Raw genomic sequence first — 8,862 nt, forward strand, 5'->3', positions numbered from 1 at the left:
GCCAACTTTCCTGTTGCATTGCGTTGCAGGATTGCTAACGTCTTCCTACCGACAGGAGGACGTCGATGGCGCAACGCCACCCCAACCAGGACAAGATGCAGGCCGCCGTGGCCCGCTGGATCAGCGAGGCCCAGGGCCGGAGCAACGGCGCGGAACTGCTGCGCCAGCGCGCCGATTGGGTCGAGCAGCAGCTCCGGGCCCTGTCGGCCTGGGCCGCCGGTCGCGGCGACCTCCCGGCCCATCTCCTGGGCCTCACCGCCCCTGACCTGATCGGCGCCCAGGGCGACCTGATCAGCGCTGCGGCTCAGCACCGGCGGGCCGCGTGATGGACGGCAACGTCACCCCCTTCCCGGCTCGCCCCCTCCGCGTGGTCGAGCAGTCGCCCGCCGGAACCCATGACTTCGGCGCCTATCGGCCTCACCCGCCGGAGCACAGGCCGCGCCGGCGCCCGGACCGCTACGAGCTTTGGTCCTGGGCCGACGGCTACGCGATCTACGACTGCGGCGCGCTCGTGGTCACGATTCACGGTCCCAACCTCGACCTCGCTGGACGGCTGCTGCGGCGGCTGAACGAGGACGAGGGCGGCCCCACCGAGCCCCCCGCTGCTGCCTAGGAGCCGAACGTGGCTTTTGTCTCCCTGACCAACCCCGGCCTCATCCCCATGGAGGCCGTCACCACCATGGGCGTCAGCGCCAAGGATGGTGAAGCCCCCATCGGCATGTTCGGCACTGGACTGAAGTACGCCATCGCGTGCCTGCTCAGGACCGGCCAGCGCATCACGATCTGGCGCGGCTTGGACCGCTACGACTTCGCGAAAGAGGCCGGTGAGGTCCGGGGCAAGGGCTTCGACTTCATCTACATGACCGGGCCGGAGGGCCGCGAGCGCCTCGGCTTCACCACGCACCTCGGCGCCCACTGGGAGACCTGGCAGGTCTTCCGTGAGCTCTACGCGAACTGCCTGGACGAAGGCGGCGACATCTGGATGTCGGAAGCCGAGCCCGCCGAGGATCACACCACGATCTGGATCGAGGGCGCGGCGTTCGCCGAAGCGGCCCAGGAGCGGGAGCGGTACTTTCTCCAGACCCAGCCGCTCTACAAGAACAGCCTCGTCGAAGTGCATCCCGGCGAGAGCTCGTGCGTCTACTATCGCGGCGTCCTCGTCGCACGGCTCCCCCACACGGCGGCGTTCACCTACAACCTCGTGGGCGGCGTCACCCTCACCGAGGACCGCACGCTCAAGGACAGCTACGTCGTCTCGTCCTGGGTGACCTACACGCTCGGGCACAGCACGGATCGGGCGGTCATCGCCAAGGCGCTGCTGTCGCAGGGCTACGAGAAGGGCCTGACCTTCGGCGAGGTCTCCGAGGAGTTCGCCGAGACCGCACTGGAACTCTGCGAGCGCAAGGGAGCGGCGGCGGTGGTTGCGTCAGCCGTGACCGCCGCCGAGGTCTGGGCTCAGCGCGAAGCTCGCGTGAAGCCGGTCCCGCTGACCAAGCGCGAGGCCGATGAGATCGAGGCCGCCAAGGCCTTCCTGGCAAGGATCGGCTTCCCGGTGACGCACGAGATCGTGGTCGCGGAGACGCTTGGCCCAGACGTGTTCGGCATGGCGCGGAACGAGAAGATCTACCTCTCGCGCCTGACCCTGAACCGGGGCGGCAACTTCCTGATCGGGACCATCCTTGAGGAGCACCTGCACCTCACGCAGGGCCTCGCTGACGAGAGCCGCGGCTTCCAGGACTTCCTCATCGATCTGGTCGTGAAGTTCGCCCGTGAGGCGGACACGCGCCCGGCCGTGCGTGAGGCCGCCTGACCATGCCCTCATACCCCGCACCCGCCAGCGAGGGCCACTACTGGGCCAAGCTGAGGCTAGCCGATCAGCCGGAGGGCGAAGACTGGAACTCCCCGGACTGGGAGGTGGTCCAAGTCTACGACAACAACGGCGAAGGTGACGAGAAGCTTATGGCCTTCGTGCCCGGCGTCGACCGGGCGCAGAAGCTCGACGCCTTCGTCTGGGGCCCCGCTGTCCCGATCCCCGAAGAGCTGCGGAAGGCGCGCTGATGGACGCCGCAGCCCTTCACAACCAAGTCGCGCCTGCTGCCCTGCGCACGCTCTGCGAGCCCATCATCGCCAATGGCGGGACCGGCACCGACCTGCTGATCGCGCTCGAAAGCGTGGTCGCCGGCGCCTTCGTCATGGCCGTCCGGCTCGGAGGCGACAACATCGTCTTCGACGTCATGGTCGAGCGTCTTCGCGAGCGGCTCGCCGAGGAACGTCTCGGCGGCCTTCTGCCGGAGGGCCGGGCGTGATGGACCTGTTCTCCGTCTGCCAGTTCTTCCCCGACGGCTCGCACGAGTACGTGCGCCAGGGCGTCGGAGCCGAGGAGGCCGTCAACGCGGCCATCCACTACGCGACCTGCGTCGGCGCCCGTCTGGGCACGACCGTCCGCGTGATCATCACCGACAGCGGCGACAGCATCGCCTGGGAGTGGAAGCGCGACGACGGGATCACCTTCGGCGCCGCGCCCGAGCACCTCGGCAAGCTGAAGCACGGCCAGAGGAGCGCCGCCTGATGGCCCGCCACTACACCCACACCCTGAGCCTGTCCCTAGGCGGCGATGAGCCGACCTGGGAAGGCGAGGCGACCGTCTCGTACAAGGTCTATTGGGGCCGCCCCGAGGCGCCGCCTGCGTACAGCCACGGCGGCCTGCCTGCCGAGGACCCGGAAGTCGATGACGTGAAGGTCACGCACATCGACGGCGAGCCGGTCAGTTCCCGCACCTACGGCAAGTACGAGGCCGACACGCTGGAGTGCCACATCGAGTGCTCCGACGCCCTGCTGTCCGAGCTGCTGCAAGCCGCCGCCGAAGACGAGATCACCGCCCATGACGACGCCATGGAGCGCCGCTGGGAAGAGCGTCGCGCGGAGGCGCGGGACTGATGGCCGTCCTCCGCGCCAGCCGAGATTTCATCCTGATCGCCGCCGCGACCTGGGCCCTGGTCCGGGTCATCGCGGCCGTCGTCACCGCGCCGGGAGCCTGACCTTGAGCCCCGTCGCCCGCCAGACCCGCGTCCTGGTCCTGACCCTGCTCTTCATCGTCGTCGAGTGGGCGGTCCTGGGCGCGATCAACATCGAGAGGATGCCGCTGTGACCGAAGACGAAGCCAAGGCGAAGTGGTGCCCGTTCGCGCGGGTCGCGACGCTTCAGACGACGGATCACTACGGCACAGTGATGCCAGCGGGGCCCGTAGCTAATCGCTGGACCGCCGGCTCGAAGCCGACCGAGCGCATCGCCCTCTGCATCGGCTCTGCCTGCATGGCGTGGCGGGAGAGCCGCGATATCGCCACCAACAGCGAGACGGGCATCTCTCGCGCCGTCGTTCTTGGCGGCTACTGCGGCCTCGCCGGGGAGCCCCAATGAGCCGCGCCCCGCTGCACGTCGTGACCGACGAGGACCTCAAGGCCGCGCCGCCCAAGCCCGAGACCGTGGCCCAGCGGGTCCGGCGTCTCCAGGCCGAGGCGCGACAGCTCGCCAAGGACCACATCAAGGCCCTGGTGGCGCAGTTGGTCGCGGCTCAGCACATGGCGGCCGAGATCGCGGAGGGCGGCGACGCCTATCCGGTCGGTGCGCGCGACCTGGCTCGCCGGCTGGTCGAGGACATCGACAGCCGCGTCCAGACCCTTGAAGCCGTCATGGCGAGGGCGCCGTGATCGAGCTCACCCCCGCCCAGGCCAGCGCCCTGCGCTCCCTCATCGACGCCGGATCGGCCGGACTCCTGCTCAGCGCCGTGGGCGTGGGCAATGCCTGCCGCCTCGCCGCCTTCGAGTTCGCGACGATCAGCAAGGACCAGCCCCAGCGGGTCCATGCCACCCGCGCCGGCCGGGCCCGCATCTACAGGACAGCGACATGAAGACCGTGATCTGGACGCCGGAGACGGTGGTCGACGAGCCCGGGATCTACCTCGGCGTGCCCGATGAGGTCTATCGCGCCGACCCCTGCCCGGAGCCGAGCCTCAACGCCTCGGTGGCCTGGGACTGCCTGAAGAAGAGCCTCGCCCACGGCGCTGCGGCCCACCCGAAGATCGCCCCGACTGAGCCCGACGAGGATGACGAGCCGTCGTCTCCGACGCGCGCCCAGGACATCGGCTCGGCCGCCCACCGGCTGGCCTTCGGCGTCGGCCCCGAGATCGCGCTGATCCACGCCCCGAACTGGCGGAAGAAGGCCGACCAGGAGGCGCGGAAGGCCGCTTGGGAAGCGGGGGAAATACCCCTGATCCCGAAGGAGTATCGGCGTGCCAAGGCCATGGCCGAAATCGCGAAGCCGATCCTCGACGGGCTCCTGGAGGGCTCGCTCGTCGCCGAGGCCATGATCGTCTGGCGGGACGAAGACGGGTTCTGGTTCCGAGGGCTGATCGACCGGATGCGCGCCGACGCGCGCGTGGTCATCGATTTCAAGACCACCAACCTCGTGAGCTCGCCGTCCGAGGCCATGGACCTGGTCTACAAGTCCAAGGCCTACTTCCAAGAAGGCTTCTACCGGTGGGGCCTCGACACCCTCGATCCCGAGGGCCGCGGCCGCCGCCGCTTCTGCTTCCTCTACCAGGAGCAGGAGCCGCCCCACATGCCCTGCCTGATCGAGACCTCAGAGGCGGGGCGGACGCTGGCCGACGAACAGGTCGAGGGCGCGGTCAACCTCTGGAAGCGCGCCCTCCATTCCGGCGCCTGGCCGGGCTGGAGCCTCGGCCCCTACCAGGCCTCGCCGCCGCCCTGGCTGCTCAGCCAGTGGGAGGCGCGCGCCGCCTACGACGAAAACCTCAACCCCCCGGTGATCGCATGAACGCTCATACGCGCAACTTCGTCGCGCCCCTCGCCGTGCGCGAGCACGTCCCGCTCCTGATCGGCCTCATGGGACCCAGCGGCGGCGGCAAGACCTTCTCGGCCCTCCGGCTCGCCACGGGCATCCAGCGCGTCGTCGGCGGCGACATCTTCGTCATCGACACCGAGGCTCGCCGGGCCCTGCACTACGCCGACCGGTTCCGGTTCCGGCACCTCGACTTCAAGGCGCCGTTCGGCTCGCTGGACTACCTCGAGGCGCTGCGGTTCTGCGCCAGCGAGGGCGCCCGGACCGTCATCGTGGACAGCATGAGCCACGAACACGAGGGCCCCGGCGGCCTCCTCGACCTCCAGGACCAGGAGCTCCAGCGCCTCGCCGGCGACGACTACGGGACCTGGAAGGCCGACCGCTTCAACATGCTGGCCTGGCAGAAGCCCAAGGCCAACCGGCGCAAGCTCATCAACGGCCTGCTCCAGATGGAGTGCAACTTCATCTTCTGCTTCCGGGCTAAGGAGACCTCGAAGCCGGTCAAGAAGCTGCAGGACAACGGCCGGGAGAAGACCGTCATCGAGCCCATGGGGTTCATGCCGATCGCGGGCGACGAGTTCGTCTTCGAGATGACGATGAACGCCCTGCTGCTCCCCGGCGCCGGTGGTGTCCCGACCTGGCAGAGCCAGAACCGCGGCGAGCAGATGATGATGAAGCTGCCGGAGCAGTTCAAAGGCCTGATGGAACGGCCGCGGCCGCTCGACGAGGACATGGGCCTCGCGCTGGCGACCTGGGCTCAAGGCGACACCTCAGCGGCCAAGAAGCTCACCGAGGATCCTGCGCCGCCGGTCCAGCTCGTCGGCGCGGACTTCGACCCCATCGCCTGGGCCGGCGAGTTCAACCGCTCCCTCGACGGCTTCATGACCGACACCGAGCTTGAGCAGGCGTGGACCGAGGCCCGCACGGCCGGGAAGGTCGCCAAGCTGACCGGCAAGAACCGCGATCTGGCCCAGCAGCTCGTCGATGCCGTGAAGGCCCGGCTGGCCGAGATCAGGGGCGGCGGCCAATGAACGGCTTCACCCCCGACCTCTGCATCTATCACGGCAACTGCGCCGACGGCTTCACCGCCGCCTGGGCGATCTGGAAGCGCTGGCCGGAGTGCGAGTTCTTCGCCGGCATCTACGGTGATGCGCCGCCTGAAGTGGCCGGCAAGAACGTCCTGATCGTCGACTTCAGCTACAAGTACGACGCGCTGGTTCCGCTGTCCTACGCGGCCAACAGCCTCATCGTACTCGACCACCACAAGACAGCCGCCGCCGATCTCGGCCGACTTCCGCGCTTCCGCTGCGAAGATGCCGACGACCTGAAGGCGGCCCTGGACGAGTGCTACTGCCACAACATGCCGCGCGTCGCGGCGTGCTTCGACATGGAGCGCTCTGGCGCGATGCTGGCCTGGGAGTTCGCCCACCCGGGCTCCCCGGCGCCGGCTTTGGTGCGCCACGTGCAGGACCGCGACCTGTGGCGCTTCGAGATTCCCGGCACTCGCGAAGTGCAGGCGACGGTCTTCAGTCACCCGTACGACTTCGAGGTCTGGGACAGCTTGGCGCGAAAGCTCGATTCCGCCGACGGCTTCACCGACATCGTCAGCCAGGGCGCCGCCATAGAGCGCAAGCACTTCAAGGACGTCGACGAACTGCTGGGCGTCACCACGCGCTACATGATCATCGGCGGACACCGGGTCCCGGTGGCGAACCTCCCCTACACGATGGCCAGCGACGCCGCCGGCCGGCTGGCAGAGGGGAACGCGTTCGGGGCCTGCTACTACGACCGCGCGGACGGCGCTCGGGTCTTCAGCCTCCGCTCCGACGCACACGGCGTCGATGTGTCGGCTGTCGCCGCGGGCTACGGCGGCGGCGGGCACGCCAAGGCAGCGGGCTTCTCGGCTCCCAAGGGCTGGGAGGGCGACGGCGATGCCTGACCCCCGCACCAACCGCGCCGGCCAGGCCTACGTGATCGGCCCCATGGGCGCCGCGCTGACCCTGGCCGATCTGCCGCCGCCGGACACCGTCCGCTGGACCCCGCGCCGCAAGGCCGAGGTCGTGGCGGCCGTCGAGGGCGCCCTGATCTCCGAGGCCGAGGCGCTGGATCGCTACGCCCTCACGGCCGAGGAGTTCGCGTCCTGGCGCGGGGCGGTTCAGCACCACGGCATGGCCGGCCTGCGGGCGACCAGGATCCAGGACTATCGGGAGGGCCGGGCCCATGGCTGAGCCGATCCGCGCCGCCAGCATCTCGATCAGCAGATGCGAGCACGGCACGATCTTCATCCACCTCCACGACGGGGCCGGATCGGTGTTCGCCGTCGCTCCGATGGACGTGCACGTCGCCGCTGACGTCCTTGAGGACCTCGGCGATCAGGTCGAGGCCGTGGTGAACGCCCTGCTCGCCGATACCGCGCCCAAGGCGCCGGGCGTGCACTGATGGCAGAGACCACGCACATCGAGTGGGCCGACTCCACGCTGAACATCTGGTTCGGCTGCCAGGAGACCGGCTCTCCGGCCTGCGAGCCCTGCTACGCCCGCCACTTCGTCGAGACCCGCATGGGCTGGACGACCTGGGGCCCGCACGGCAAGCGCGTCGAGGCCAAGACCTGGCGGGCGAAGCTGCGGGCGATCAGCCGCAAGGCGCTGAAGGAACGGCCCGGCGGCCCCTGGTTCGTCTTCGTCAACTCGCTCTCGGACTTCTGGGATAACCAGGCCGATCCCGAGCTGCGGGCCGAGGCTCTGGCCGAGTTCGCCAAGCACCCGCACCTGACCTTCCTGCTGCTGACCAAGCGGCCGCAGATGATCGTGAAGCTGTTCCGCCAGATGCTCACTGACGAGCAGGAAATGGCGGCCCAGGTTGGCGAGGTCGGCTTCGCCTATCTCTGGCCCCGCAACGTCGCCATCGGCTGCACCGTCGTCACCCAGGCCGAGGCCGACCGGGACGTCCCGCATCTGCTGCGGGCCAAGGCCGCGCTCAACCCGGCCTTCGCCTTCCTGTCCATGGAGCCGCTGGTGGAGGTCGTGGACATCTACCGCTGGCTTGGAGGGGCCCATGACGCCCAAGAACGTCGAGGAACTGGTCTATCCGCTGGTGTTGTCGGGGGAGCTCTCGATAGACGAGGAAGGGAGGGTTTGGCGGCACGCGGCGCGTCGATGGGATCGTTGGTCCCAAGCGACGAGGTTGATCCCCTGCGAACCGCGGCGCGCGGAGAAGGACTCGGGGGAATACCTTCAGGTTCGGGCGATGGTCGACCTGCGCCGGGCGAACGCCCTGGCACACCGGCTGGTCTGGAGGCACTTCAACGGACCGATCCCGCCGGGGCTGACGGTCAACCACAAGGACGGCAAGAAGAAGCGCAATCACCCGCTCAACCTGGAGCTGGCGACCTATTCGGAGCAGCAGCTTCATTCGATCCACGTCCTGGGGAACGACCCCTGGCCGAACCTCGGATTGGCTGGGTGATCACCGGCGGCGGCACCGACCAGGGCAAGCACAAGGCCTATCCAACGCCCATCGCCGCGTTCCGCAAGGTCCGCGACGACTGCGCCGCCGCCGGCGTGCCGTTCCTGCTGAAGCAGTGGGGCGAGTGGACGCCGGGCGAGAACGTTCGGCGGAAACGCGGCCGGGTGCCGGTCGCCTGGTGGTTCAACGACCAGTGGCAGTACGGCGAGGAGAACCTCGCCGACACGGACGGCCACATCGACGACGAGCCCGACCTCTACCGCGTCGGCAAGAAGGCCGCCGGCCGGATGCTCGACGGCCGCGTCCACGACGAACGGCCCACCGTCCAATACCTGGAGGCCGCATGACCCTGCAGCTCGCCCTCACGCTCTGGGCCGTCGGCGCCGTCGCGGCGTTCCCGGCCCTGTTTGAGTTTAACATGAAGCCGGTGGAGGACGGTCGCGTCCTGCCCGAATGGCTGGCCGTTGTGGTCTCCGTCATCGGCGCCGTGATCTGGCCGCTGGCCTGGGTCTCGTTGGTCGCCTAGGCGATCAGGTCGGC

At 69.0% G+C, this 8,862-nt stretch carries 17 protein-coding genes; all 17 read left to right on the forward strand.

From position 1 onward, the window contains the following. Nucleotides 1-65 precede the first annotated feature (65 nt). Complete coding sequence (locus ACK4TT_RS03225; protein WP_410212410.1) at nt 66-326, forward strand: hypothetical protein; 261 nt, start codon at nt 66-68, stop codon at nt 324-326. Further along, nucleotides 326-613 (forward strand): hypothetical protein, encoded by a 288-nt coding sequence (locus ACK4TT_RS03230; protein WP_410212411.1) that lies wholly within the window; start codon nt 326-328, stop codon nt 611-613. The genes ACK4TT_RS03225 and ACK4TT_RS03230 overlap by 1 nt, the downstream gene beginning before the upstream one ends. A gap of 9 nt (nt 614-622) precedes the next feature. Further along, nucleotides 623-1,810: a hypothetical protein gene (locus tag ACK4TT_RS03235; protein ID WP_410212412.1), complete on the forward strand. Its 1,188-nt coding sequence runs from the start codon at nt 623-625 to the stop codon at nt 1,808-1,810. A gap of 2 nt (nt 1,811-1,812) precedes the next feature. Further along, a complete protein-coding gene (locus ACK4TT_RS03240) occupies nt 1,813-2,058 on the forward strand; it encodes a hypothetical protein (RefSeq protein WP_410212413.1) in 246 nt (81 codons plus the stop codon). After that, the gene (locus ACK4TT_RS03245) at nt 2,058-2,306 is read left to right on the forward strand and encodes a hypothetical protein (RefSeq protein ID WP_410212414.1); all 249 of its coding nucleotides are present in this window, start codon (nt 2,058-2,060) and stop codon (nt 2,304-2,306) included. The genes ACK4TT_RS03240 and ACK4TT_RS03245 overlap by 1 nt, the downstream gene beginning before the upstream one ends. Then, the gene (locus ACK4TT_RS03250) at nt 2,306-2,569 is read left to right on the forward strand and encodes a hypothetical protein (RefSeq protein WP_410212415.1); all 264 of its coding nucleotides are present in this window, start codon (nt 2,306-2,308) and stop codon (nt 2,567-2,569) included. Before ACK4TT_RS03245 ends, ACK4TT_RS03250 begins: the two co-directional genes overlap by 1 nt. Continuing rightward, a complete protein-coding gene (locus ACK4TT_RS03255) occupies nt 2,569-2,937 on the forward strand; it encodes a hypothetical protein (RefSeq protein ID WP_410212416.1) in 369 nt (122 codons plus the stop codon). The genes ACK4TT_RS03250 and ACK4TT_RS03255 overlap by 1 nt, the downstream gene beginning before the upstream one ends. Nucleotides 2,938-3,144: 207 nt before the next feature. Next, nucleotides 3,145-3,417: a hypothetical protein gene (locus ACK4TT_RS03260; RefSeq protein ID WP_410212417.1), complete on the forward strand. Its 273-nt coding sequence runs from the start codon at nt 3,145-3,147 to the stop codon at nt 3,415-3,417. Then, a complete protein-coding gene (locus ACK4TT_RS03265) occupies nt 3,414-3,707 on the forward strand; it encodes a hypothetical protein (protein WP_410212418.1) in 294 nt (97 codons plus the stop codon). The genes ACK4TT_RS03260 and ACK4TT_RS03265 overlap by 4 nt, the downstream gene beginning before the upstream one ends. Next, a complete protein-coding gene (locus ACK4TT_RS03270) occupies nt 3,704-3,907 on the forward strand; it encodes a hypothetical protein (protein WP_410212419.1) in 204 nt (67 codons plus the stop codon). Before ACK4TT_RS03265 ends, ACK4TT_RS03270 begins: the two co-directional genes overlap by 4 nt. Then, entirely contained in the window at nt 3,904-4,833 is a 930-nt protein-coding gene (locus tag ACK4TT_RS03275; RefSeq protein ID WP_410212420.1) for a PD-(D/E)XK nuclease family protein, read from the forward strand. Before ACK4TT_RS03270 ends, ACK4TT_RS03275 begins: the two co-directional genes overlap by 4 nt. Further along, on the forward strand, nt 4,830-5,888 hold the full coding sequence (locus tag ACK4TT_RS03280; RefSeq protein ID WP_410212421.1) for an AAA family ATPase: 1,059 nt from the start codon (nt 4,830-4,832) through the stop codon (nt 5,886-5,888). The genes ACK4TT_RS03275 and ACK4TT_RS03280 overlap by 4 nt, the downstream gene beginning before the upstream one ends. Further along, entirely contained in the window at nt 5,885-6,796 is a 912-nt protein-coding gene (locus tag ACK4TT_RS03285) for a hypothetical protein (protein WP_410212422.1), read from the forward strand. Before ACK4TT_RS03280 ends, ACK4TT_RS03285 begins: the two co-directional genes overlap by 4 nt. Continuing rightward, nucleotides 6,789-7,085 (forward strand): DUF1153 domain-containing protein, encoded by a 297-nt coding sequence (locus tag ACK4TT_RS03290; RefSeq protein WP_410212423.1) that lies wholly within the window; start codon nt 6,789-6,791, stop codon nt 7,083-7,085. Before ACK4TT_RS03285 ends, ACK4TT_RS03290 begins: the two co-directional genes overlap by 8 nt. Beyond that, nucleotides 7,078-7,296 (forward strand): hypothetical protein, encoded by a 219-nt coding sequence (locus ACK4TT_RS03295; RefSeq protein ID WP_410212424.1) that lies wholly within the window; start codon nt 7,078-7,080, stop codon nt 7,294-7,296. The genes ACK4TT_RS03290 and ACK4TT_RS03295 overlap by 8 nt, the downstream gene beginning before the upstream one ends. Then, nucleotides 7,296-8,669: a DUF5131 family protein gene (locus tag ACK4TT_RS03300; protein WP_410212425.1), complete on the forward strand. Its 1,374-nt coding sequence runs from the start codon at nt 7,296-7,298 to the stop codon at nt 8,667-8,669. The genes ACK4TT_RS03295 and ACK4TT_RS03300 overlap by 1 nt, the downstream gene beginning before the upstream one ends. Further along, nucleotides 8,666-8,848: a hypothetical protein gene (locus ACK4TT_RS03305; RefSeq protein WP_410212426.1), complete on the forward strand. Its 183-nt coding sequence runs from the start codon at nt 8,666-8,668 to the stop codon at nt 8,846-8,848. Before ACK4TT_RS03300 ends, ACK4TT_RS03305 begins: the two co-directional genes overlap by 4 nt. Nucleotides 8,849-8,862 lie beyond the last annotated feature (14 nt).

Origin of the sequence: Phenylobacterium sp. (assembly GCF_046463815.1) — a bacterium.
Classification (GTDB): Bacteria; Pseudomonadota; Alphaproteobacteria; order Caulobacterales; family Caulobacteraceae; genus Phenylobacterium.

Excerpts from the sequence above, each read along its gene's own strand:
- ACK4TT_RS03225 (WP_410212410.1), top strand. The coding sequence starts at position 66 with ATGGCGCAACGCCACCCCAACCAGGACAAGATGCAGGCCGCCGTGGCC.
- ACK4TT_RS03230 (WP_410212411.1), top strand. The coding sequence starts at position 326 with ATGGACGGCAACGTCACCCCCTTCCCGGCTCGCCCCCTCCGCGTGGTC.
- ACK4TT_RS03240 (WP_410212413.1), top strand. The coding sequence starts at position 1,813 with ATGCCCTCATACCCCGCACCCGCCAGCGAGGGCCACTACTGGGCCAAG.
- ACK4TT_RS03245 (WP_410212414.1), top strand. The coding sequence starts at position 2,058 with ATGGACGCCGCAGCCCTTCACAACCAAGTCGCGCCTGCTGCCCTGCGC.
- ACK4TT_RS03250 (WP_410212415.1), top strand. The coding sequence starts at position 2,306 with ATGGACCTGTTCTCCGTCTGCCAGTTCTTCCCCGACGGCTCGCACGAG.
- ACK4TT_RS03255 (WP_410212416.1), top strand. The coding sequence starts at position 2,569 with ATGGCCCGCCACTACACCCACACCCTGAGCCTGTCCCTAGGCGGCGAT.
- ACK4TT_RS03265 (WP_410212418.1), top strand. The coding sequence starts at position 3,414 with ATGAGCCGCGCCCCGCTGCACGTCGTGACCGACGAGGACCTCAAGGCC.
- ACK4TT_RS03275 (WP_410212420.1), top strand. The coding sequence starts at position 3,904 with ATGAAGACCGTGATCTGGACGCCGGAGACGGTGGTCGACGAGCCCGGG.
- ACK4TT_RS03280 (WP_410212421.1), top strand. The coding sequence starts at position 4,830 with ATGAACGCTCATACGCGCAACTTCGTCGCGCCCCTCGCCGTGCGCGAG.
- ACK4TT_RS03285 (WP_410212422.1), top strand. The coding sequence starts at position 5,885 with ATGAACGGCTTCACCCCCGACCTCTGCATCTATCACGGCAACTGCGCC.
- ACK4TT_RS03290 (WP_410212423.1), top strand. The coding sequence starts at position 6,789 with ATGCCTGACCCCCGCACCAACCGCGCCGGCCAGGCCTACGTGATCGGC.
- ACK4TT_RS03295 (WP_410212424.1), top strand. The coding sequence starts at position 7,078 with ATGGCTGAGCCGATCCGCGCCGCCAGCATCTCGATCAGCAGATGCGAG.
- ACK4TT_RS03300 (WP_410212425.1), top strand. The coding sequence starts at position 7,296 with ATGGCAGAGACCACGCACATCGAGTGGGCCGACTCCACGCTGAACATC.
- ACK4TT_RS03305 (WP_410212426.1), top strand. The coding sequence starts at position 8,666 with ATGACCCTGCAGCTCGCCCTCACGCTCTGGGCCGTCGGCGCCGTCGCG.